Origin of the sequence: Massilistercora timonensis (assembly GCF_048354975.1) — a bacterium.
Classification (GTDB): Bacteria; Bacillota; Clostridia; order Lachnospirales; family Lachnospiraceae; genus Massilistercora; species Massilistercora timonensis.
Window position 1 is genome coordinate 12,945 of the sequence record NZ_DBGCJQ010000070.1, and the last position, 22,368, is coordinate 35,312.

Here is a 22,368-nt window from a genome sequence, read left to right on the forward strand (position 1 = left end):
CGCCCGGTTCCCTTTTTTTACTCTTTTTCCGGTTGTATGATTTAAGAAGTGGCCTGGTCCGGCAGGGGTTTGATCACCTTCCGGTAGATCCGCTTAAGAAGCAGAGTGGATAAGATCACCGATACGATCTCGGCGATGGGGATGGCCCACCATACCATGGAAAGGCCAAATACCGTGGCGAAGATATAGGCCACCGGAAGGATCACGATCAGCTGACGGGCAGCGGAGATGATCAGGCTGTAGACGCCATTTCCCAGAGCCTGGAAGATGGAGCCCACGATGATACAGTATCCGGCGAACAAGAAGCTTATGCTGATGATCTTGAGGGCCGGGACGCCGATGGAGAGCATGTTTTCTGAAGCACGGAAGAGTGTGCTTAAGAAAAATGCCGGGAAGATCTGGAATATGGCAAATCCAAGGATCATGATGCACACGGCGATCAGTACGCTCTTTCTGGCGGTCTCAATGATCCGGTGCTTATTCCTTGCCCCGTAGTTGTAGGCGATGATGGGGATCATTCCGTTGTTAAGGCCGAATACCGGCATGAAGATAAAGCTCTGGAGCTTGAAGTACACGCCGAATACCGCAGCTGCGGTGGAAGAGAACATCAGAAGGATCTTGTTCATGCCGAATGTCATGACAGAACCGATGGACTGCATGATGATGGACGGGATCCCTACCTTATAGATAAAGAGGATGGTCCGGCCGTGGGGGCGGAATCCCCTGGGGCTTAAAGAAATTTCTTTATTTTTAAAGTGGTTGAAGCAAAAGGACATGATCACAGCCACGATCTGCCCTACAACTGTGGCGATGGCAGCGCCGGCAACCTCCAGACGGGGAAAGCCAAAGAGACCGAAGATCATGATAGGGTCCAGGATGATATTGATGATGGCGCCGGTCCCCTGGGTGATCATATTGTAAAAAGTTCTTCCTGTGGACTGCAGAAGACGCTCGAAGGTGATCTGCAGGAAGATCCCTACAGAGAACAGGGTGATGATGGACATATACTGGACGCCGTACTCCAGGATCACCGGATTGTCTGTCTGAAGGGAGAAAAAGAGACGGGAGCCCACAAGTCCCAGCAGCGCGAAGACGATGCAGCTTACGATGGCCAGGAACACCCCGTTCCTTGCCGCATTGTTGGCGCCTTCAAAATTCCGTTCCCCCAGGTTCCGGGAGAGCAGGGCATTGATACCTACGCCGGTTCCGGAAGCCACGGCGATCATGAGAGACTGGACCGGGAATGCCAGAGAGACCGCGGTCAGGGCGTCCTCGCTTAACTGTGCTACGAACATACTGTCCACGATGTTGTAGAGGGCCTGCACCAGCATGGACAGCATCATAGGAAGGGACATGGTGACCAGAAGTCTGGTGACAGGCATGACCCCCATTTTATTTTCTTCCATTGGGAGCTGTTGTTCTTGTGTATTTGACATGATCGAACCTCCTCGTAAAAAGCCAAGGGCTATTATACCATTGGAAACAGGGGATTTCAATGGCATTTCATAGGATTTTCTTTTCCTTCATAGGATAGGAGTGACAAGGGGAATGGAAGGGAGCTGGACTGAAAATGTCGGGAAAGCTGGAGGGGATCTGGATGTTTGCCTGGCTGGTCTTTCTCGCGCTGGCAGTGGGGGCGCCTGGCGGGAAGGAAGGAGTCCCGGTAAGCGGGGAGGCGGTCCGGGAGGAAGGGGTTTCCGAGCCGGGACCCAGGATCGCCCTTACCTTCGACGACGGGCCGGGACCTTATACGGAGCGTCTCCTGGATGGGCTGAAGGAGCGGGGGGTGAAAGCTTCCTTTTTCCTGATCGGCAGATCTGTGAAAGAATACCCGGAGGCGGTAAAACGGATGGAGGAAGAGGGACATCTGATCGGGAATCACACCTACAGCCATGTGAAGCTGAAAGGCCTTTCCCCGGAGGAAACCAGAAGAGAGATCCAGAAGACAGATGAGGCGGTGTATGAGATCACGGGAAAGCATGTGGCCTATCTCAGGCCGCCTTTTGGCGAATGGGAGGAGGATCTGGAGCTTACCTATCCGGTGCTCCCGGTGATGTGGACGGTGGATCCTCTGGACTGGACCACAGAAAATGTAGAGGAAATTGTGGATCGGGTAGTGACGCAGGCCGGGGAAAATGATATGATTCTATTGCATGACTGTTATGACTCTTCTGTGGAGGCGGCCCTGCAGATCGTGGACCGGCTTCTGGCGGAAGGGTTTGATTTTGTAAGAGTGGATGAACTGCTGATCCCATAGAGAAGAGGAGAAGAGAATGGAAGAAGTATTTTCCAGAACAGAACAACTGCTGGGAAGGGAGAAGTTCCAGAAGCTTCGCCGGTGCCATGTGATGGTGCTGGGGGCAGGAGGCGTGGGGTCTCACTGTATGGAAGCCCTGGCAAGGGCCGGGGTGGGGAGGCTGACTCTGGTGGACAGCGACCGGGTGGCTCCTTCCAATATCAATCGCCAGTCCATCGCCCTTCTAAGTACGGTAGGGCGCTACAAGACGGAAGTGATGAAGGAGAAGATCCGGGACATTTGCCCGGATACTCAGGTGGAGTGCCGGGAGACCTTCGTGCTGCCGGACAATGTAGACACTCTCTTTGGAGAACGGCCGGATTATATTGTGGACGCCATTGACACCGTGTCCGCCAAGATCGCGGTGGCGGAGAAGGCCAGGGAGTATAAGATCCCTCTGATCAGCAGTATGGGAACCGGTAATAAGCTGCACGGGGAGCTGTTTCAGATCGGGGATCTCAGTGAGACTTCCGTGTGCCCTCTGTGCCGGGTGATGCGAAGAGAACTGAAGAAACGGGGGATCGAACATCTGAAGGTGCTTTATTCCACAGAGAAGCCCATCCCTCCCCAGACGCCGGAGAAGGGGGAGGATGAGGATGAGGGGAAACGGCTGCCTCCGGGAAGCATTTCTTTTGTGCCGCCGGTGGCGGGGCTTCTGATCGCGGGCGAAGTGGTCCGGGATCTTCTGGAACTGTGAGAAATGGAGGAAGAGACAAGATGGATCTGTTTGAATATGCCAGAGAAAAGAGTCAGGAGCGGGAGGCGCCCCTGGCGTCCCGGCTGCGGCCTGCCACCCTGGAGGAGATGGTGGGGCAGCAGCATATTATAGGAAAGGATAAATTACTGTACCGGGCCATCAAGGCGGACAAGCTAAGCTCCGTCATTTTCTACGGCCCGCCGGGCACCGGAAAGACCACCCTTGCCCGGGTGATCGCCAACACCACCAGCGCGGAGTTTACCCAGATCAACGCCACGGTGGCGGGGAAGAAGGACATGGAGGCGGTGGTAGAGAAGGCGAAGGAGACCCTTGGCATGTACCAGCGTAAGACCATCCTATTTGTAGATGAGATCCACAGGTTCAACAAGGGGCAGCAGGATTATCTGCTCCCTTTTGTGGAGGACGGGACCATCATCCTTATCGGCGCCACCACGGAGAATCCCTATTTTGAGGTGAACGGGGCGCTGCTGTCCCGGTCGGTGATCTTCGAACTATATCCCCTGAGCAGGGAGGATGTAAGGGAGCTGATCCTCCGGGCGGTCTATGACGAGAAAAAGGGGATGGGAGGCTACGGCGCCCAGATCGACGAGGAGACAGTGGAATTCCTGGCGGACCTGGCAGGCGGGGACGCAAGGAATGCCCTGAACGCAGTGGAACTGGCGGTTCTAACCACCACGCCCTCGGCGGACGGGAAGATCCATATCACCCTGGATGTGGCTTCAGAATGTATCCAGAAGCGGGTGGTGCGCTATGACAAGGGCGGGGATGAGCATTACGACACCATTTCTGCGTTTATCAAGAGCATGCGGGGGTCAGACCCGGACGCGGCAGTCTACTATCTGGCGAAAATGCTCTATGCCGGGGAGGATATCAAGTTCATCGCCCGGCGGATCATGATCTGCGCTTCTGAGGATGTGGGGAACGCAGATCCCCAGGCATTGTCCGTGGCGGTGGCGGCAGCCCAGGCCGTGGAGCGGGTGGGGATGCCGGAGGCCCAGATCATCCTTTCCCAGGCGGTGCTCTATGTGGCCACGGCGCCCAAGAGTAATTCCGCGGTCAACGCCATCAGCGCGGCCATGGAAAATGTGAGGAATTATAAGACTACGGTGCCGGCTCATTTGCGGGACGGCCATTATCAGGGGGCGAAGAAGCTGGGGCGGAGCACCGGGTACCAGTACGCCCATGACTATCCTCATCACTATGTACGCCAGCAGTACCTGCCGGACGAGATCCTGGGGACAAGGTTTTATGAGCCTGGGGACAATGGGAAAGAAAAAGAGATCCAGGCATGGATGGAATTTTTAAAGGGGGAGTGATCTCCCCCCTTTTGTTTTCTGTTATTTATTTTCCAGGATCCGCCCGTCGATGCCGATGGTCACCACCTGCCAGGGGATGAACCGTCCGCTGGCTTTCAGGGCCTGGGTTGCGGCATGTTCAAGACCGCTGCAGCAGGGGACTTCCATGCGCACGATGGTAAGGCTTTTGATAGAGTTCTGGCGCAGGATCTGGGTCAGCTTCTCCGTGTAGTCCACGGCGTCCAGCTTGGGACAACCGATAAGGGTGACCCGCCCGCGGATGAAATCCTGATGGAAGCTTGCGTAGGCGTAAGCGGTACAGTCCGCGGCGATGAGAAGATGAGCCTGGTCAAAATAAGGCGCGGTAAGGGGCGCCAGCTTGATCTGCACCGGCCACTGGGAGAGCTGGCTTTCCTGAGGTGCTTTGGCCTGGTGGGAGAGCTGGCTTTCCCGGGATACTTTGCCCTGTGCGGCCAGATGTTTCTGCACGGCTTCATAATCGTAGGCTGCCGCCTCCCGGTCTTCAAAGGTGATGGCGCCGGTGGGGCAGGCGGGAAGGCAGTCGCCCAGGCCGTCGCAGTAGTCGTCCCGGATGAGAGCGGCCTTGCCGTCCACCATCTGGATGGCGCCTTCGTGGCAGGCGTTGGCGCAGGCGCCGCAGCCGTTACATTTCTCCTGGTCTATATGGATGATTTTTCGGATCATATGAGATTCCTCCTTCTGTGTTTTTGACTTTCTGGGGAAAGAATACTACAATGAAAAGAAAAAGGATGTTGGATTTCCAACAAAAAGGAGAAAAATGAAAAATCCGTGGGAGAATTGCTTTTTGTTTCATCAGATCGGGGAAGAAGAGAGGAAAAAGCTTCTGGCCTGCATGGACGGCAGGGAAACCGTGTGGGAGAAGGGGCAGATCCTTCTTGGGGAAGAAGAGCCGGCGGACCACCTGGGCATTGTATTGGAAGGAAGTCTCCAGGTAGTCGAGGAGGATATATGGGGCAACCGGGGGATCCTGGAGCAGGTGGGCGAGGGCGAGCTCTATGGAGCTGCATTTGCCTGCGCGGGGATCCAAAAGAGTCCAGTCAGCGTGGTGGCGGCGAAGAAAAGCCGCGTTCTGAGGATCCAGATGGAGAAGCTGATGCAGGTCTGTCCCAACAGCTGCCCGGCCCATCAGCAGATGATCCGCAATCTGGTGTATCTACTGGCCAGAAAGAATGTGGCGCTCAATGAAAAAATCAAACACATTTCCCGGCGGACCACCCGGGAGAAGCTGCTGGCCTACCTGGCAGATCAGGCAAAGAAGGCGGGAAAGAAGGATTTCTCCATCCCCTTTGACCGGCAGGAGCTGGCAGATTACCTGTGCGTGGACCGCAGCGCCATGTCGGCGGAGCTTGGGAAACTGAAGCGGGAAGGGAAGATTGATCTCTGGAAAAATGAGTTCCGGCTGCTGTCTTGAGTTTTCGCCGGCCAGAGGGTATAATGAGGACTAGAGTATAGAAAGAATACCAGGAGGGAACTATCATGAAGATCTATGATTCTGTAAACAAAACCGAGGTAGAAGTAGACGGCACCAAGGGCCTGATCCAGCTGATGAAGGACGGCCGCCAGGTGGACCTGTACCTGAAGGAGAAGAAAAGCGACGAGGACGGTTACATGAGCTGGGATGTGGAGCACTGGTCCAGCGTAGACGGCAAGCGCTTCATCCGCTGCTATTCCCTGGAAGGAAGAGTTTTAAGCGAGTCCACCGGCCATAACATCTATGACCTGGAGAACGACTTCAAGCCGGAAGAGGCAGAAAAAGTAGAGTTAAGCTAATCCATTTGGGAATGCGATGCCCTGTACCCATGCATTTGGGTACAGGGCATTTTGCATTTAGGTACAGGGCAAAAGTCAATTTAGGACGTAGTAAAATGTAAAAAGGCTACGTCCTAAATTGAAAAATTTTCTAGAAATACTGTTGACAAACAAAAAGGGGAGTGCTAAATTAATAGTCGGAAGGAATTAGCACTCGAAAGTAATGAGTGCTAACAGACCAAAAACCTGAGAGGAGGAAGCCGTGATGGTAGCAGAACAGGGCCTGAGTGAACGGAAGCTTAAGATTCTTCACGCGATCATCCAGACTTACCTGGAGACAGGCGAGCCGGTAGGTTCCCGGACCATTTCCAAATATACGGATATGAATTTAAGTTCCGCTACGATCCGCAATGAGATGGCGGACCTGGAAGAGATGGGCTACATCATCCAGCCCCACACATCGGCGGGACGGATTCCTTCGGATAAGGGCTACCGATTATATGTAGATATGTTGATGGAGCAGAAGGAGCAGGAGCTCAATGAGCTGCAGGAGCAGATGCTGGATAAGGCAGACAAGATGGAACAGCTCCTGAAGCAGGCGGCAAAGGTTCTTGCCAGCAGCACCAACTATGCCACCATGGTCTCCACCCCCATGAACAGCGCCAACAAGCTGAAGTTCATTCAGCTTTCCATGGTAGATCCGGAACAGGTGATCGCAGTGATCGTGCTGGGAGGCAATGTGATCAAGAACAAGATCATCCCCATCGAGGAGCCGATCAGCAATGAGAATCTGCTGAAACTGAACATGCTTTTGAACACCACGCTGAACGGGATGGCCATCGAGGAGATCAACCTGGGGCTGATCGCCAGGCTGAAAGAGCAGGCCGGGATCCACAGCGAGGTGATCGGAAATGTGCTGGACGCCGTGGCGGACGCCATTCAGATCGATGAGGATATGCAGATCTACACCAGCGGCGCCACCAACATTTTCAAATATCCGGAGCTCAGCGACAAGCAGAGCGCGCAGGAGATCATCAGCGCCTTCGAGGAGAAGCAGCAGCTGACGGAACTTGTGACCCAGACCCTGTCCCGGGAGGACAACACAGGGATCCAGGTCTACATCGGCGATGAGACGCCGGTACAGACCATGAAGGACTGCAGTGTGGTCACCGCCACTTATGAATTGGGCGAGGGGATGAAGGGAACCATAGGTATCATCGGACCCAAGCGAATGGATTACGAGCATGTGCTGCGGTCCATGAAGCGCCTGCAAAATGAGCTGGATCAGATGTTTCACAAGAAAGAATAGGAAAGGTGGAATGACCCTTGGAAAATAAGCAGGAGAAAAGCCAGGAAGAAATGGTGAAGGAAGCTGTGGAGGAGGCGAAGGCCAAAGCCCAGGAGGCAGAGGAAGCCAAAGCCGACGCCGCCGGGGAAGCAACAGAAAAGGAAGAAAACGTTTCCAAAGAAGAGGATTCCAAAGAAGAAACCTCTGAGGGGACGGAAGGAAAAGAAGAAAGCGAAGACTCATCCGGTAAGAAACTGTTTGGCAAGAAGAACAAGAAAGACAAGAAGGATGAGAAGATCGAAGAACTGACGGATAAGCTTACCCGCCAGATGGCTGAGTTTGATAACTTCCGCAAGCGTACAGAGAAGGAGAAATCCCAGATGTACGAGATAGGCGCGAAAGATATCATAGATAAGATCCTCCCCATCGTCGACAACTTCGAGAGAGGTCTGGGGGCGGTGACGGAAGAGAAAAAAGAAGATCCCTTTGTACAGGGAATGGAGAAGGTGTATAAGCAGTTAATGACAACACTGGACGGGATTGGAGTCAAACCCATCGAAGCGGTGGGCAAGGAGTTTAATCCGGATTTCCACAACGCAGTGATGCATGTGGAGGATGAGGAGCTTGGCGAGAACATTATCGCAGAAGAGTTCCAGAAAGGTTATATGTACCATGATTCTGTGGTGAGACACAGCATGGTAAAGGTAGCAAACTAAGATTGAAATCATAAATTAGGAGGAAGAGCATTATGGGCAAGATCATTGGAATTGACTTGGGAACAACAAACAGCTGTGTAGCCGTAATGGAAGGCGGACAGCCTACCGTTATCGCCAATACCGAAGGCGCCAGGACTACACCGTCTGTAGTTGCATTTACAAAAACAGGAGAGCGTCTGGTAGGAGAGCCTGCGAAACGTCAGGCAGTCACCAACGCGGAGAGGACCATTTCTTCTATTAAGAGAGAGATGGGTTCCGATTACAGAGTTACCATCGACGGAAAGAAATATTCTCCACAGGAGATTTCCGCGATGATCCTTCAGAAGCTGAAAGCGGATGCGGAAGGCTATCTGGGAGAGAAAGTGACAGAGGCGGTTATCACCGTTCCTGCCTACTTCAACGACGCGCAGCGTCAGGCGACCAAGGACGCCGGCAAGATCGCGGGCCTGGATGTAAAACGTATCATCAACGAGCCTACAGCGGCGGCCCTGGCTTATGGCCTGGACAATGAGAAAGAACAGAAGATCATGGTTTACGACCTGGGCGGCGGTACTTTTGATGTGTCTATCATCGAGATCGGCGACGGCGTTATCGAGGTTCTGTCCACAGCCGGAAACAACCGTCTGGGCGGCGATGACTTCGACCAGAAGATCACCGATTACATGATCGCTGAATTCAAGAAACAGGAAGGAGTGGACCTGTCCACCGACAAGATGGCCCTTCAGAGACTGAAGGAAGCTGCGGAGAAGGCAAAGAAAGAGTTGTCTTCCGCAACCACCACCAACATCAACCTTCCATTTATCACTGCTACGTCAGAAGGACCGAAGCATTTCGACATGAACCTGACGAGAGCGAAATTTGATGAACTGACCCACGATCTGGTAGAGAAGACTTCTGAGCCGGTGACCCGCGCGCTTTCCGACGCAGGGATCACAGCTTCCGAGCTTGGCCAGGTACTTCTGGTAGGCGGATCTACCCGTATCCCGGCGGTTCAGGAGGAAGTAAAACGTCTGACCGGCAAAGAGCCCAGCAAGTCTCTGAACCCGGATGAGTGTGTTGCTCTGGGAGCTTCTGTACAGGGCGGCAAGCTGGCAGGAGACGCCGGCGCAGGGGATGTGCTCCTTCTGGATGTTACTCCATTGTCTCTGTCCATTGAGACCATGGGCGGCGTAGCTACCAGACTGATCGAGCGGAACACCACCATCCCGACCAAGAAGAGCCAGATCTTCTCTACAGCGGCGGATAATCAGACCGCGGTAGATATCAACGTGGTACAGGGCGAACGGCAGTTTGCAAGAGACAACAAGTCTCTGGGCCAGTTCCGTCTGGATGGAATCCCGCCGGCTCCCCGTGGAGTACCGCAGATCGAGGTTACCTTCGATATCGACGCCAACGGTATCGTAAATGTTTCCGCCAAGGATCTGGGAACGGGCAAAGAGCAGCATATCACCATCACTGCCGGCTCCAATATGTCCGATGACGAGATCAACAAGGCAGTGAAAGAGGCGGCTGAGTTCGAGGCCCAGGACAAGAAGCGTAAAGAGGGCATTGACGCGAAGAACGACGCAGACGCGCTGGTATTCCAGACTGAAAAGGCGCTGGGCGAAGTGGGCGACAAGATCGACGCCGCAGACAAAGCTTCTGTAGAGGCAGACTGCAAGGCCCTGAAGGATATCCTGGAGAATGTGAACATGGAGAGCATGACCGATGATCAGGTTGCCCAGATCAAGGCCGGCAAGGAGAAACTGATGGAGAGCGCCCAGAAACTGTTCACCAAGATGTATGAGCAGGCAGGCGCGGCAGCAGGCGCACAGGGAGCAGGCCCCAATCCGGGAGCAGGATCCACTCAGGGCGCAGGCCCGGCTCCGGAAGGATTCCAGGGAGATGACGTAGTAGACGGAGATTATAAAGAAGTCTAAGAGCTGTAAAAGCACGGACGATTCCGGGGAACCGGCGGGAAGTCCCTAGGGGCGCCTGCCGGAGTCTCCGGAATTTCCTTGTGTAAAAGGTTCTTGGCCAGGAGAAAGGAACAGTTGCGATGGCGGAAGCAAAGAGAGATTACTATGAAGTCCTTGGCGTCAGCAGAGACGCGGATGAGGCGACATTAAAGAAAGCATATCGTCAGGTCGCGAAGAAGTACCATCCAGATATGAATCCGGGAGACGCGGAGGCGGAGCGGAAGTTTAAAGAAGCTTCCGAGGCCTACGCAATCCTCAGCGATCCGGAGAAGCGGCGCCAGTACGATCAGTTCGGTCACGCCGCCTTTGAAGGAGGAGCCGGAGGCGCCGGCGGATTCGGAGGGTTCGATTTCAGCGGTGCGGATTTCAGCGACATTTTCGGCGATATTTTCGGTGATCTGTTTGGCGGCGGGAGAAGAGGCCGCGCCAGCCAGGGACCGATGAAGGGGATGAACATCCGCAAGAGCGTGCGGATCACCTTCGAAGAGGCAGTGTTTGGCTGCGAGAAAGAGCTGGACGTTGTCCTTAAAGATCCCTGCCCCAAGTGCGGCGGCACCGGAGCAAAACCGGGGACTTCTCCGGTTACCTGTCCAAAATGCGGCGGCAAAGGCCAGGTGGTCTTCACACAGCAGTCCTTCTTTGGAACAGTTCAGAATGTACAGACTTGTCCGGACTGCCACGGCACCGGCAAGATCATCAAAGAGAAATGTCCGGACTGCGGCGGCACCGGATATGTATCCAACCGGAAGACCATTTCCGTATCCATCCCGGCAGGGATCGACAACGGCCAGAGTGTGCGCATCCGGGAGAAAGGCGAGCCGGGTGTGAACGGCGGGCCGAGAGGGGATCTTCTGGTAGAAGTTTCCGTGTCCAGACATCCCATTTTCCAGCGCCAGGATATGCACATCTTTTCCACCGTGCCAATCTCCTTCGCCCAGGCGGCTCTGGGAGCAGATATCCGGATCAAGACGGTGGACGGCGAGGTGCTTTATACCGTGAAGCCAGGAACCAAGACCGACACCAAAGTGCGGCTGAAAGGAAAAGGCGTTCCTTCCGTGCGTAATCCTCAAGTGCGGGGCGACCACTATGTGACCCTGGTGATCCAGACGCCGGAGCGGCTGAGCCCGGAGGCCAAAGAGGCCTTACGCCGGTTTGATGAACTCTCCGGCAACACCCTTGGGACGCCGGCGGAGGGAAAAAGCGAAACAGGCGCCAAGGCCGGCAAGAAGAAAAAAGGCTTCATGGATAAGATGAAAGAAGTACTAGATGATTGATTTTTTTTCAAGTGGGGACGTGGTATTTTTGAAAATACCACGTCCCAGATTGAAAATACCCTGTCCCTTTTTATCTATAGAAAATATCTATAATCATATCAAGATTATCAATTTCCGTTCTTTTTCCAGTAGTGCTAACATTATTACGTGCATAAAAGGCCGAGAAACGGCAGATAAGTGAGGTTTTTTATGAATTACGTAGGAATTGACATTGGTTCTACAGCCTCCAAGGTTGTGGCAAGAGGGGAGACCCAGATGGAGTTTGTGCTGCCCACCGGGTGGAACAGCAAGGAGACTACCCGTATCATCCAGGAGCGTCTGAAGGAGCATAACGTGGACGTGCTGGATGAGACCACTAAAGTGGTAGCCACTGGCTATGGCCGGATCGCCGTGGATTTTGCGGACTATGTGATCACGGAGATCACCTGCCATGCCCGGGGAGGAAGAGAGCTGGGCAGCGACAACTGCGGCATCATCGATGTGGGCGGCCAGGACACCAAGGTGATCCTGGTACAGAACGGAATGGTGCATGACTTCCTGATGAATGACAAGTGTTCTGCGGGAACCGGGAAATTTCTGGAGGTTATGGCCAACCGGCTGGGCGTGACCTTGCAGGAGCTTTTCGATCTGGCGGCGGCGGGGGAAGTTCTCCCCATCAGTTCTCTGTGTACGGTGTTTGCAGAGTCCGAGGTGATCAATTACATCGGCGAAGGCCGGAAACGGGAAGATATCGCCGCAGGCGTGGTGGATTCAGTGGCGGCCAAGGTGGCCCAGCTTGCTCAGCGCAAGAATCTTCCGGAACAGGTGATCCTGACCGGGGGATTGAGCCACAGCCGGTATTTCACCCGGATCCTGTCCGCCAAGATGGACCAGACGGTGACTCCAACCGATTACGGCAGGTATGCGGGAGCACTGGGAGCGGCCCTTCTGGCGGAAGAAAAGTCAAAGAAGAAAAAGCATTAAGAGGAAAAGATAAGAAAGAGGTGCGGTTATGGAACTGGTAAAAGATTTGCCCGAGGTATTTGAAGAATTTGCAGAGCAGAGGAAGAATTCCTTCCTGGGGATCAAGAAGATCAAAGAGCAGGGGATGCCGGTCATCGGCTCTTACTGTACATATTTTCCACAGGAGATCGCCCTGGCGATGGGGGCGGCAAGCGTGAGCCTGTGCTCCACTTCCGATGAGACTATCGCAGACGCAGAGCGGGAGCTGCCCAAGAATTTATGTCCTCTGATCAAGTCCAGTTATGGATTTGCCCGGACGGACAAATGTCCCTTCTTCTATTTCTCCGACGTGGTAGTGGGAGAGACTACCTGCGACGGGAAGAAGAAAATGTACGAGTATATGGCGCAGTTTAAGGACGTGTATATCATGGAACTGCCCAACACCCAGCGGGAGGACGCGCTGAAGCTGTGGAGAAATGAGATCATCCGGTTCAAAGAATATCTGGAGAAGAAGTTCAACGTGACCATTACGGAGGATGATATCCGCAGAGCCATCAAGATCAACAACGCAGGCAGACGGTCCCTGAAGCGTCTCTACGAGGTGATGAAAAACGATCCTGCGCCCATTACCGGACAGGAACTTTTCAAAGTTCTCTACGGCAGCACCTTCAAGTTCAACCGGGAAGAGATCCCGGCAGAGGTAGACGCCCTGGTGGATAAGATCGAGAAAGAGTACGCAGAAGGGAAAATGCAGGAGAAGAAGCCCAGGATCCTGATCACCGGATGTCCCATCGGCGGCGCCACGGAGAAGGTGATCCGGGCCGTAGAGGACAACGGCGGTATCGTGGTTACCTATGAGAGCTGCTCCGGCGCCAAATCCATCGATAAGCTGGTAGATGAGGACAATCCGGACGTATATGACGCACTGGCCCGCAGATATCTGAATATCGGCTGCTCCGTCATGACGCCCAACCCCAACCGGCTGGAGCTTCTGGGCCGCCTGATCGACGAGTATAATGTAGAAGGCGTGGTAGAGATGACCCTGCAGGCCTGCCATACCTATAACGTAGAAGCTTTTGGAATCCGGAAATTCGTAAACGAAGAGAAAGGAATCCCCTACATCAATGTAGAGACCGATTACTCTCAGGCGGACATCGGTCAGCTGAACACCCGGATCGCGGCGTTCATCGAGATGTTGTAAGAATTGTAAGAAAAACTTCGAAAAGGGACAGGGTATTTTCAATCTGGGACGTGGTATTTTTAAAAATACCACGTCCCTACTTGGTTATTTCCCGTAAATTTGGTACTATTTAAACAGGTAAAAGTAAGGGTAATATTCTGAAAATTATATGAAAGGGGAGTCGGCTATGTCTGATGAACTTACCACTGCCAGTCTGTTTGGAACGCAGATCCAGCACATGGAGCCGCTGGACCGGGTGAACGGCTTTGATGTGCGGCCGGGCTTCTATATGTTCCTTGGAGCCACGCCTATTCCGAGAGGGGTGAACTTCACAGTCCAGTCCAAGGGGGCCACATCCTGCGAACTTCTTCTCTATCACCGGAAGGAGACCGAGCCATACGCGGTGCTGCCTTTCCCGGAGAACTACCGGATCGGGGACGTGTACTCCATGATCGTGTTTGGCCTGAATGTGGAGGAGTTTGAGTATGCCTACCGGCTGGACGGTCCCTGGGATCCCGGGAAGGGGCTGTTGTTCAACAGGGAACATGTACTTCTGGATCCCTATGCCAGGGCGGTCACCGGCCAGAGTGTGTGGGGCCGGAAGGTGAGTGAGCAGGGCTACCGGGCCCGGGTGGTGCGCAATAATTTCTACTGGGGCACGGAGAGTCAGCCCAAGATCCCTATGGAGGAGCTGATCATCTATGAAATGCATGTGAGGGGCTTTACCAAGATGGCCGGGGACGTGGAAGCGCAGGGAACCTTCCGGGGGATTGAAGAGAAGATCCCCTACCTGAAGGATCTGGGGATCAACGCCATTGAACTTATGCCGATCTTCGAGTTTGACGAGCTCAGCGGCCGCCGGGAGGTGGACGGGCGGGAACTGGTCAACTACTGGGGCTACAACACGGTGGGATTTTTCGCTCCCAACACCAGCTATGCATCTGCGGTGGAGTATAACCGGGAAGGAATGGAGTTCAAGCAGCTGGTGAAGTCGCTTCATGAAAATGGCATCGAAGTGATCCTGGACGTGGTCTTCAACCACACGGCGGAGGGCAACGAGGACGGTCCTTTCATCTCGTTTAAAGGCTTTGACAATAACATTTACTATCTTCTGACTCCCGACGGCTACTATTATAATTTCAGCGGCTGCGGGAATACCATGAACTGCAATCATCCGGTGGTGCAGCAGCTGATCCTGGACTGCCTGCGCTACTGGGTCACCACCTACCGGGTGGACGGCTTCCGGTTTGACCTGGCCTCCATCCTTGGGAGAAATGAGGACGGCTCGCCCATGCAGAATCCGCCTCTTTTAAGGGCAATCGCCCAGGATCCCATCCTGGGGGACACCAAGCTGATTGCAGAGGCCTGGGACGCGGGCGGCCTCTATCAGGTGGGAAATTTCCCGGCCTTCCGGCGCTGGAGCGAATGGAACGGCCGGTACCGGGACGATGTAAGAGAATTCCTAAAAGGGGGCCTGTGGGCGGCTTCCGCCGCGGCACAGCGGATCATCGGCTCCCCGGATATCTACGACACCAACATCCGGGGGAAGGACGCTTCCGTCAATTTCCTTACCTGTCACGACGGCTTCACCTTGTATGATCTCTATTCCTACAATGAGAAGCACAACGAGGCCAACGGCTGGGGGAATACCGACGGAGCCAGCGATAACCGCAGCTGGAACTGTGGGGCGGAGGGGGAGACGAAAGATCCTCAGGTAAATGCGCTTCGCCGGCGGATGATCAAGAATGCCTGCGCAGTGCTGCTGACCAGCCGGGGAACGCCTATGTTCCTTGCCGGAGATGAGTTTGGCAACACCCAGTTTGGCAACAACAACGCCTACTGCCAGGACAACGAGATCTCCTGGCTTAACTGGGGTAATCTGGAGAAATATCGGGATATCCACGATTTCTTCCGCTACCTGATCCGGTTTCGGAAAATGCATCCGGCCATCGCAGGATCCTGCAAGGAAGCCCGCTGCGGCCTGCCGGAAGTGAGCCTTCATTCCCGGAAAGCCTGGGAGGCAGACTACGGAGACCAGGCAGGGCTGGTGGCAGCCATGTTTGCAGGATTTGACGAAAAGCAGGGGAAAGATGACATCGTCTATGTGGGCGTGAACGCCTTCTGGGAGGCAGTGACCTGTGAGCTTCCGGCCCTGCCGGAGGGCTTTCACTGGAAGGTAGCGGTAAATACAGGAGCAGAGGGGAGCGGCTGTTATCAGGAGCCGGCCCAGATCGGGGGGACAGAGTTCTTGTTCGGGCCCCGCTCTGTGGCGGTGCTCACCGGCGAACCCCTGGAATCATAGAAAAGGAGTGAGTTTTATATGCAGAGTTTTACACAGTATACCCCAACGGAGATCGTGTTTGGCAGGGGCGCCCAGAAGGAAGCCGGGAAACTTACGAAGAAGTGGGGCGGTTCCCGGGTGCTGCTGGTCTACGGCGGAGGAAGCGCGGTGCGCAGCGGCCTTTTGCAGGAGATCAAAGAAGAGTTGGATCGAGAAGGCATTGCCTGTGAGGAGCTGGGAGGGGTACAGCCCAATCCCCGTCTGGCCCTGGCAAGGGAAGGAGTGGAGAAGGCCATTGCCTTCCAGGCGGATCTCATCCTGGCGGTGGGAGGAGGCAGTGTCATCGACACGGCCAAGGCAGTGGCGGCAGGCGCCTATGTGCCGGGAACAGACATCTGGGACATCTGGATGGGCAAGGCGCCTCTTACAGGCGCTCTGCCGGTGGGAGCGGTGCTGACCATCTCCGCGGCAGGGAGCGAGACCAGCGATTCTGCTGTGCTCACCAACAAAGAAACGGGGAAAAAGGCAGGGGTAAACAGCGATCTGATCCGGCCCAGATTCGCCCTGATGAACCCGGAACTGACCTACAGTCTGCCCAAATACCAGCTGTGCTGCGGGATCACCGATATCCTGATGCACACTCTGGAGCGGTATTTTACCCCGGTTGCGGGAAATGAACTGACAGACGAGATCGCGGAAGGCCTGATGAGAACTGTGATCCGCAACGGGAGAAAAGCATTTGCGGACCAGACGGACTATGAAGCCATGAGCGAGCTGATGTGGTGCGGAAGCCTGTCCCACAACGGCCTGACAGGTCTGGGACGGCCCAAGGACTTTGCCTGCCACAAGCTGGGCCATGAGATCGGCGGCCATTTTGACGAGGCCCACGGGGCGACCCTGTCCGCAGTGTGGGGAAGCTGGGCCAGATACGTCTATCAGCTGGATGTTCCCAGATTTGCCCGGTACGGCCGCAAGGTCTGGGGCATTGAGGAAGAGGAGGACGGGAAGGCGGCCGTGATGGCCATCGAAGCCACGGAAGCCTTCTTCCGGGAGATCCAGATGCCGGTATCCATAGGAGAACTCTCCATGGGCGTGCAGCCGGAAGAAGTTTTAAGAGAGCTGGCGGACAGCGCCACCAAAGGGGATACGGTGAAGCTTGGCTGCTTTAAAAAGCTGGGAGCCAGAGAGATGTATGAAATCTATCAGGCGGCAAATCATTAAGAAGAAAGGACAAAAAAGCAATGATCTTACTTGGAAAAGACGAAATTGAACAGCTGGTGGACCGGGACGAGATGATGGACGAGATCGAGCGGGCCTACCAGATCATCCGGTCGGGAGATTACTATGTGCCAAACCGGCCTTCGGTGGAGCATGACAATAAGACGCTGATGTATATGCCCTGCTACACCAAAGAGGCCATCGGCACCAAGATCCTTACCATTTTCCCGGACAACGCGAAACTGGGGCTGCCTTCCATCGACGGGGTGGTGCTGTTAAATGATCCGGTGACCGGAGCGCCTCAGGCGATCCTGGACGGACAGGCGGTGACTGCCTGGCGCACCGGGGCGGTAGGCGGCGTGGGAGTCCGCCATCTCTCCCGGAAGGACTGCCATACGGTGGGAATCGTAGGCGCCGGCGTGCAGGGATTCTATCAGGCGCTCTACGCCTGCGCGGCCCGGGATATCCATACCGTTTATCTCTACAGCCACAGTGGAAGGGACCTGACGGAATACGGGAAGAGATTGGAAAAAGCGGTTGCGGACCCCAGGGTAAAGGTAGTACAATGTAGTACAGCGGAAGAATTAGCGGCGAAAAGTGATATAATCTGTACCACCACCAGTTCCGCCACGCCAGTACTCCCCAACGACCGGGAGCTTCTGCGAGGGAAATGTATCATCGCCATCGGCTCCTACACTCCGGATATGCGGGAGATCCCGGACGCCATCTGGGATCTGGTGGACCGGGTCTATGTGGAACTGCCCTATGCCTGTGAGGAGAGCGGAGACTTAAGCCAGCCTCTGGCAGAAGGCCGCTTAAAGATGGACCAGGTGGTGCTGATGAGTGATTTCCTGGCGTCGGGAGAGCCGGTGGAAGAAGCCGCCAAAGGGACCACATATTTCAAATCAGTTGGAATGGGGCTCTTTGATATCTGTATCGCGCAAAAATTATTACAATCAGCAAAGGAGAGGTAGAATATGAAAGTAGTAGCTACAAAGAACGCTCCGGCGGCGCTGGGGCCATATTCACAGGGATATGTACACGGAGGCATCTTCTACAGCGCAGGACAGCTGGGGCTTGACCCGGTATCTGGCGAACTGGCGGAAGGGATCGAGGGCCAGGCGGACCAGGCCTGCAGAAATGTAGGCGCGGTTCTGGAAGAGGCCGGAACTTCTTTTGACAAGGTCCTGAAGACTACCTGCTTCCTGGCGGACATGGGAGATTTTGCTGCGTTTAACGAAGTATATGCGAAATATTTCACATCCAAACCGGCCAGAAGCTGTGTGGCGGTAAAGACACTGCCAAAGAATGCGCTGTGCGAGATCGAAGTGATCGCGGCAGCAGAAGAATAGGAAAGTAGAAAAGAGGTAAGGAAACATGGCAGAGCAGCAAAATGGATGCTCCCCGTCCGACTGCGCGGGATGCGCCCACGCGGATTCCTGCAGCAGCAAGCCACAGGATTTCCGCAAACCAGCCAACGCTCATTCTCATATCAATAAGGTGATCGCGGTAGTCAGCGGAAAAGGCGGCGTGGGCAAGTCCATGGTGACCGCGTCCCTGGCAAGGCTTATGCGGGAGCAGGGATTCTCCGTGGGGATCCTGGACGCGGATATTACAGGGCCGTCTATCCCGAAGATGTACGGCATCCACGAGACGGCAAAAGGAACGGAAGACGGGATCTTCCCCAGCGAGGCAAAAGACGGCACCAAGATCATGTCCGTCAACCTTCTGCTGGAGCACGAGTCGGATCCGGTGATCTGGAGAGGTCCCATCATCGCAAATGTAGTGACTCAGTTCTGGACTGATGTGATCTGGGGCGAACTGGATTATCTGTTCGTGGACATGCCTCCGGGAACCGGGGACGTGCCGTTGACGGTGTTCCAGTCCCTGCCGGTGGACGGTGTGGTGATCGTCACATCGCCCCAGGATCTGGTGCAGATGATCGTGAAGAAGGCCTACAACATGGCGAGACAGATGAATATCCCGGTACTGGGCGTGGTAGAGAACTACAGCTACCTGATCTGCCCGGACTGCGGCAGGAAGATCTCTGTGTTTGGCGAGAGCCATATTGACGAGGCGGCCAAAGAGCTGGATCTTCCGGTATTGGGCAAGATGCCCATTGACGCCGGACTTTCAGAGGCAGTGGAACAGGAGAAGTTCTACCAGGTCAGCAATGAGTATCTGGCGGCGGCAGTAAATAAATTGTAAAAACGATTAATTGGGGACGTGGTATTTTTAAAAATACCACGTCCCCGGTTTTTTTGTCGCGGGAAATGTTGCGTTTCGACACATAAATTGTTATACTAAGAAAAAGGAAGATCCAAACAGAACAAGGAGGTCTTGCTATGGAGCAGAAGGTGATCGACGTTTTCGCGGAAAATCTGAGATTCGCCCGCAAAGCCAGAGGCTACAGCCAGGCTCTGATGGCGGAAAGACTGGGGATAGCAAGGTCCACCTATGCCGGATATGAGACTGGGAAGCGGTCGCCGGATGTGGAGATGTTCGCCAGGCTCTCTGAAGAATTGTTTGTGTCGGCGGACGAGCTTTTGGGCCGTTACGATTATGGAACGCCTAATCTCATTCGGCAAGCGAAAGCAGAGTATTACTCGGAGCCCAGATATTCGGTGGAGGATTATTTTGCGCTGCCAAAGCAGGGGGATTACGAGCTGATCGAGGGAAAGCTTGTGAAGAAGAATGTCTCCGGATACCGGCATCAGATCATCGCCGGCCAGATCTTTATGCAGTTTTATCAGGATATCTGGACACATTGTAAGAAATGCGAAGTGATCCCGGCGCCTTTCTGTGTGATCTTAAGCAGGGCGGACGGCGTGGTGGTCCAACCTGATCTTTCCGTGGTGTGCAGACGGGAGCTTTTGCGGGACGGAGGCTGCGAGGGAGCGCCGGATCTGGTGGTGGAAGTACTGTCTCCTGAGAATAAGAAATATGATCTTTTCGAGAAGCCGGGCATTTACAGTAAATATGGGGTGCGTGAGTACTGGATCGTGGATCCAGAGCAGGAATCGATCCTGATCTATGTCCTGGAAGAAGGGATCCTGCCTGAGGTGGCGCCTTTCTCCAGGAAGGTTTCCTCTCGTGTGGTGAAGGGGCTGACACTGGAATTAGGGAAACTCCTGGCAGAGCATGACGGGCAGTTTTAGATGGAAATCCGTTGACAAAAAGAACGTTTGTTCGTATAATAAATTTATCGAACAGACGTTCTTTTTCTGTGCTGAAAATGAGGTGGGACTATGCGGATCCAGGAAGAAAAGACCCTGTATGAGAAACTGAAGATCTTGACGGACGCGGCCAAGTACGACGTGGCCTGTACTTCCAGCGGCACCTCCCGTCGGGGAGACGGGACCGGCATGGGAAACTGCGAGCAGGCCGGTATCTGCCACAGCTTCTCCGCGGACGGGCGGTGTATCTCTCTTTTGAAGATTCTTTTTACCAATGAGTGTATCTACGACTGCAAATACTGCATTAACCGCAGATCCAACGATGTGGAGCGGACTTCTTTCACCCCGGATGAGATCTGTACTCTGACCATGGAGTTCTACCGCCGGAATTATATTGAAGGGCTGTTCTTAAGCTCTGGGGTGCTTATCAGCCCGGATTATACCATGGAACTGATCTGCGCGGCCCTGGAGAAGCTGCGACGAGAGTATCGTTTCCAGGGGTATATCCATGTGAAGGCGATCCCGGGAGCCAGCCTGGAGCTGGTCCGACGGGCGGGATTCCTGGCGGATCGGATGAGTATCAATCTGGAGCTTCCTACGGCAGAGGGGCTGCGCCTTCTGGCCCCTCATAAGACCCGGGAGAAGATCCTTACGCCTATGCGCCTGATTCAGGACCGGAGCCGGGAGAACCGCCAGGAGATCCAGCTTTACCGGAATGCGCCCCGGTTTGTGCCTGCCGGGCAGAGCACTCAGATGATCATCGGCGCCACCCCGGAGACGGATTTTCAGATCATCCAGGTGGCGGAGAGCCTGTACCAGAAATTCGATCTGAAGAGGGTGTTTTACTCTGCCTTTGTCCATGTAAATGAGGACCGGGACCTGCCTGCCCGGACGGGAGAGGGGCCGCCTCTTCTGCGGGAGCACCGGCTGTATCAGGCGGACTGGCTTTTGCGCTACTATCATTTCCGGGCGGAGGAGCTTCTGTCTTCGGAGGATCCGAATTTCAATGTGCTTTTTGACCCTAAGTGCAACTGGGCGTTAAAGCATCTGGAAGCTTTCCCGGTGGAGGTAAACCGGGCGGACTACCGGACACTTCTGCGGGTTCCGGGCATTGGGTACAAGTCGGCAAGCCGGATCGTGAAGGCCAGGAAGCTGGGGACGCTGGACTTCCCGGACCTGAAGAAGATGGGGGTGGTGCTGAAGCGGGCGGTGTATTTTATCACCTGCAGCGGCCGCATGCAGGGCCCGGTCCGGATGAATGAGGACTCCATCGCCAGGAATCTTCTATCCGCCGGGGAGAAGCTGCCAGAAGAGGTGACCGGACAGGGATACCGGCAGCTTTCCCTGTTTGACGATGTAAGGTTTGGAGGGGGGATCCGATGAAGACGGTTTATCTGTGCGGGGATACGCTGACCGGACTTTTCTCCGCGCTCTATGACACCTGGAAGGCGGCTCTTGCCGGGAGAGCCTGCGGCATTGCCGTCAAGGGAGAGGTGGAGCTTCAGCTTTTCTGTGATTATGTGGAAGTAGAGGAGACCGAGCGCAAGGCGGAAGCGGTGATCGCCCTTATCAAGAAGCATCTGGGGACATATGCCTATCAGGAGATCTCCCAGGCGGCGCTGTCTTATGACCCGGATAAAGGAGAGGCCATCCTGGGGACCATGCTTGCCGCCCGGACCATCCCGGACAGCCGGAAGATCATGGACCATCTGAGCCATCCAAAAGTAGAGAAGGTCTTCGAACTGAGCCGTCAGGTGGGGTGCGAGGCCCATCATCTGAAGGGGTTCTTACGGTTTCGGGAACTTACTGAAGGGATCCTCTGCGCCCGGATCCGCCCCAGGTCCCAGGTGCTTCCCTGCCTGGCGCCTCATTTCGCGGACCGGCTGCCCCTGGAGAACTGGATGATCTGGGATGAATCCCACAACATGTTTGTGGTCCATGAAGCTTCAAAGCAGTGGGTGCTGGTGTGCGGGGAAGATTTTGCCTGGGAGAAGTTTGCCCGGGTTTCGGATCGGGAGCGGGAATTTGCCAGGCTGTGGACCGGATTCTGTAAGACCATTGCCATCGACGCCCGGAAGAATCCCCGGTGCCAGAGGCAGAATCTGCCCCTCCGTTTCCGGCCGGAGATGACCGAGTTCCAGGAGTGGGATCTGGAGAGCGGTTGTATGTTTCCGGAGGCGGGTGTATAATCAGTGCCAGAGAACAGTCCAAACAGGGCGGAAAGGACAGAAAAAG

General features: G+C 54.8%; 21 protein-coding genes. 19 read left to right on the forward strand and 2 right to left on the reverse strand.

Going from position 1 to position 22,368, the window contains the following annotated elements:
* Window positions 1-41: 41 nt before the first annotated feature.
* Window positions 42-1,436, reverse strand: a complete 1,395-nt coding sequence (locus ACML7B_RS06365) for an MATE family efflux transporter (protein WP_418539976.1) — start codon at window positions 1,434-1,436, stop codon at window positions 42-44.
* Window positions 1,437-1,570: 134 nt separating this feature from the next.
* Between ACML7B_RS06365 and ACML7B_RS06370 the strand changes: the two genes are divergently transcribed.
* The 3 genes from ACML7B_RS06370 to ACML7B_RS06380 are packed head-to-tail and all read left to right on the forward strand — an operon-like array spanning window position 1,571 to window position 4,330.
* Entirely contained in the window at window positions 1,571-2,257 is a 687-nt protein-coding gene (locus ACML7B_RS06370) for a polysaccharide deacetylase family protein (protein WP_418539979.1), read from the forward strand.
* Window positions 2,258-2,273: 16 nt separating this feature from the next.
* Window positions 2,274-2,993: a ThiF family adenylyltransferase gene (locus ACML7B_RS06375; RefSeq protein WP_418539982.1), complete on the forward strand. Its 720-nt coding sequence runs from the start codon at window positions 2,274-2,276 to the stop codon at window positions 2,991-2,993.
* A 20-nt stretch (window positions 2,994-3,013) separates the two neighbouring features.
* Window positions 3,014-4,330 carry a replication-associated recombination protein A gene (locus ACML7B_RS06380; RefSeq protein WP_418539985.1) on the forward strand — a complete coding sequence of 439 codons (1,317 nt, stop codon included), beginning with the start codon at window positions 3,014-3,016 and terminating at the stop codon, window positions 4,328-4,330.
* A 21-nt stretch (window positions 4,331-4,351) separates the two neighbouring features.
* Here the strand turns inward: ACML7B_RS06380 and ACML7B_RS06385 are convergent, their stop codons facing one another.
* Window positions 4,352-5,014 carry an ATP-binding protein gene (locus ACML7B_RS06385; RefSeq protein WP_418539988.1) on the reverse strand — a complete coding sequence of 221 codons (663 nt, stop codon included), beginning with the start codon at window positions 5,012-5,014 and terminating at the stop codon, window positions 4,352-4,354.
* Window positions 5,015-5,135: 121 nt separating this feature from the next.
* Between ACML7B_RS06385 and ACML7B_RS06390 the strand changes: the two genes are divergently transcribed.
* From ACML7B_RS06390 to ACML7B_RS06465, 16 genes are all read left to right on the forward strand, one after another.
* Entirely contained in the window at window positions 5,136-5,762 is a 627-nt protein-coding gene (locus tag ACML7B_RS06390; protein ID WP_418539990.1) for a Crp/Fnr family transcriptional regulator, read from the forward strand.
* 65 nt (window positions 5,763-5,827) lie between these two features.
* Window positions 5,828-6,121 carry a hypothetical protein gene (locus ACML7B_RS06395; protein WP_106790385.1) on the forward strand — a complete coding sequence of 98 codons (294 nt, stop codon included), beginning with the start codon at window positions 5,828-5,830 and terminating at the stop codon, window positions 6,119-6,121.
* Between the two features lie 244 nt (window positions 6,122-6,365).
* Window positions 6,366-7,409, forward strand: a complete 1,044-nt coding sequence (gene hrcA, locus ACML7B_RS06400) for a heat-inducible transcriptional repressor HrcA (RefSeq protein WP_106790386.1) — start codon at window positions 6,366-6,368, stop codon at window positions 7,407-7,409.
* Between the two features lie 17 nt (window positions 7,410-7,426).
* On the forward strand, window positions 7,427-8,104 hold the full coding sequence (gene grpE / locus ACML7B_RS06405; protein WP_418539993.1) for a nucleotide exchange factor GrpE: 678 nt from the start codon (window positions 7,427-7,429) through the stop codon (window positions 8,102-8,104).
* A 32-nt stretch (window positions 8,105-8,136) separates the two neighbouring features.
* A complete protein-coding gene (dnaK, locus tag ACML7B_RS06410) occupies window positions 8,137-10,023 on the forward strand; it encodes a molecular chaperone DnaK (RefSeq protein WP_106790387.1) in 1,887 nt (628 codons plus the stop codon).
* A gap of 119 nt (window positions 10,024-10,142) precedes the next feature.
* A complete protein-coding gene (gene dnaJ, locus ACML7B_RS06415; RefSeq protein WP_346708215.1) occupies window positions 10,143-11,336 on the forward strand; it encodes a molecular chaperone DnaJ in 1,194 nt (397 codons plus the stop codon).
* Between the two features lie 189 nt (window positions 11,337-11,525).
* The gene (locus ACML7B_RS06420) at window positions 11,526-12,299 is read left to right on the forward strand and encodes an acyl-CoA dehydratase activase (protein WP_418539995.1); all 774 of its coding nucleotides are present in this window, start codon (window positions 11,526-11,528) and stop codon (window positions 12,297-12,299) included.
* Between the two features lie 28 nt (window positions 12,300-12,327).
* Complete coding sequence (locus ACML7B_RS06425; protein WP_418539998.1) at window positions 12,328-13,479, forward strand: double-cubane-cluster-containing anaerobic reductase; 1,152 nt, start codon at window positions 12,328-12,330, stop codon at window positions 13,477-13,479.
* 166 nt (window positions 13,480-13,645) lie between these two features.
* A complete protein-coding gene (glgX, locus tag ACML7B_RS06430) occupies window positions 13,646-15,760 on the forward strand; it encodes a glycogen debranching protein GlgX (RefSeq protein WP_346708227.1) in 2,115 nt (704 codons plus the stop codon).
* A gap of 18 nt (window positions 15,761-15,778) precedes the next feature.
* Window positions 15,779-16,960 carry an iron-containing alcohol dehydrogenase gene (locus tag ACML7B_RS06435; RefSeq protein ID WP_418540001.1) on the forward strand — a complete coding sequence of 394 codons (1,182 nt, stop codon included), beginning with the start codon at window positions 15,779-15,781 and terminating at the stop codon, window positions 16,958-16,960.
* Window positions 16,961-16,980: 20 nt separating this feature from the next.
* On the forward strand, window positions 16,981-17,931 hold the full coding sequence (locus ACML7B_RS06440; RefSeq protein WP_346708229.1) for an ornithine cyclodeaminase family protein: 951 nt from the start codon (window positions 16,981-16,983) through the stop codon (window positions 17,929-17,931).
* Between the two features lie 3 nt (window positions 17,932-17,934).
* Entirely contained in the window at window positions 17,935-18,309 is a 375-nt protein-coding gene (locus ACML7B_RS06445) for a RidA family protein (protein WP_106790394.1), read from the forward strand.
* A gap of 25 nt (window positions 18,310-18,334) precedes the next feature.
* Window positions 18,335-19,165: an Mrp/NBP35 family ATP-binding protein gene (locus ACML7B_RS06450; RefSeq protein WP_106790395.1), complete on the forward strand. Its 831-nt coding sequence runs from the start codon at window positions 18,335-18,337 to the stop codon at window positions 19,163-19,165.
* Window positions 19,166-19,302: 137 nt separating this feature from the next.
* Window positions 19,303-20,115 (forward strand): Uma2 family endonuclease, encoded by an 813-nt coding sequence (locus ACML7B_RS06455; RefSeq protein ID WP_346708230.1) that lies wholly within the window; start codon window positions 19,303-19,305, stop codon window positions 20,113-20,115.
* A gap of 90 nt (window positions 20,116-20,205) precedes the next feature.
* Window positions 20,206-21,516: a putative DNA modification/repair radical SAM protein gene (locus ACML7B_RS06460; RefSeq protein WP_418540005.1), complete on the forward strand. Its 1,311-nt coding sequence runs from the start codon at window positions 20,206-20,208 to the stop codon at window positions 21,514-21,516.
* Window positions 21,513-22,322, forward strand: a complete 810-nt coding sequence (locus ACML7B_RS06465) for a TIGR03915 family putative DNA repair protein (protein ID WP_418540007.1) — start codon at window positions 21,513-21,515, stop codon at window positions 22,320-22,322. The genes ACML7B_RS06460 and ACML7B_RS06465 overlap by 4 nt, the downstream gene beginning before the upstream one ends.
* Window positions 22,323-22,368: the final 46 nt, after the last annotated feature.

What these genes read in the sequence shown, in the direction of transcription:
- ACML7B_RS06365 (WP_418539976.1), bottom strand. Translation starts at nt 1,436, where the DNA reads ATGTCAAATACACAAGAACAACAGCTCCCAATGGAAGAAAATAAAATG.
- ACML7B_RS06370 (WP_418539979.1), top strand. Translation starts at nt 1,571, where the DNA reads ATGTCGGGAAAGCTGGAGGGGATCTGGATGTTTGCCTGGCTGGTCTTT.
- ACML7B_RS06375 (WP_418539982.1), top strand. Translation starts at nt 2,274, where the DNA reads ATGGAAGAAGTATTTTCCAGAACAGAACAACTGCTGGGAAGGGAGAAG.
- ACML7B_RS06380 (WP_418539985.1), top strand. Translation starts at nt 3,014, where the DNA reads ATGGATCTGTTTGAATATGCCAGAGAAAAGAGTCAGGAGCGGGAGGCG.
- ACML7B_RS06385 (WP_418539988.1), bottom strand. Translation starts at nt 5,014, where the DNA reads ATGATCCGAAAAATCATCCATATAGACCAGGAGAAATGTAACGGCTGC.
- ACML7B_RS06395 (WP_106790385.1), top strand. Translation starts at nt 5,828, where the DNA reads ATGAAGATCTATGATTCTGTAAACAAAACCGAGGTAGAAGTAGACGGC.
- hrcA (WP_106790386.1), top strand. Translation starts at nt 6,366, where the DNA reads ATGGTAGCAGAACAGGGCCTGAGTGAACGGAAGCTTAAGATTCTTCAC.
- dnaK (WP_106790387.1), top strand. Translation starts at nt 8,137, where the DNA reads ATGGGCAAGATCATTGGAATTGACTTGGGAACAACAAACAGCTGTGTA.
- dnaJ (WP_346708215.1), top strand. Translation starts at nt 10,143, where the DNA reads ATGGCGGAAGCAAAGAGAGATTACTATGAAGTCCTTGGCGTCAGCAGA.
- ACML7B_RS06420 (WP_418539995.1), top strand. Translation starts at nt 11,526, where the DNA reads ATGAATTACGTAGGAATTGACATTGGTTCTACAGCCTCCAAGGTTGTG.
- ACML7B_RS06425 (WP_418539998.1), top strand. Translation starts at nt 12,328, where the DNA reads ATGGAACTGGTAAAAGATTTGCCCGAGGTATTTGAAGAATTTGCAGAG.
- glgX (WP_346708227.1), top strand. Translation starts at nt 13,646, where the DNA reads ATGTCTGATGAACTTACCACTGCCAGTCTGTTTGGAACGCAGATCCAG.
- ACML7B_RS06435 (WP_418540001.1), top strand. Translation starts at nt 15,779, where the DNA reads ATGCAGAGTTTTACACAGTATACCCCAACGGAGATCGTGTTTGGCAGG.
- ACML7B_RS06440 (WP_346708229.1), top strand. Translation starts at nt 16,981, where the DNA reads ATGATCTTACTTGGAAAAGACGAAATTGAACAGCTGGTGGACCGGGAC.
- ACML7B_RS06445 (WP_106790394.1), top strand. Translation starts at nt 17,935, where the DNA reads ATGAAAGTAGTAGCTACAAAGAACGCTCCGGCGGCGCTGGGGCCATAT.
- ACML7B_RS06450 (WP_106790395.1), top strand. Translation starts at nt 18,335, where the DNA reads ATGGCAGAGCAGCAAAATGGATGCTCCCCGTCCGACTGCGCGGGATGC.
- ACML7B_RS06455 (WP_346708230.1), top strand. Translation starts at nt 19,303, where the DNA reads ATGGAGCAGAAGGTGATCGACGTTTTCGCGGAAAATCTGAGATTCGCC.
- ACML7B_RS06460 (WP_418540005.1), top strand. Translation starts at nt 20,206, where the DNA reads ATGCGGATCCAGGAAGAAAAGACCCTGTATGAGAAACTGAAGATCTTG.
- ACML7B_RS06465 (WP_418540007.1), top strand. Translation starts at nt 21,513, where the DNA reads ATGAAGACGGTTTATCTGTGCGGGGATACGCTGACCGGACTTTTCTCC.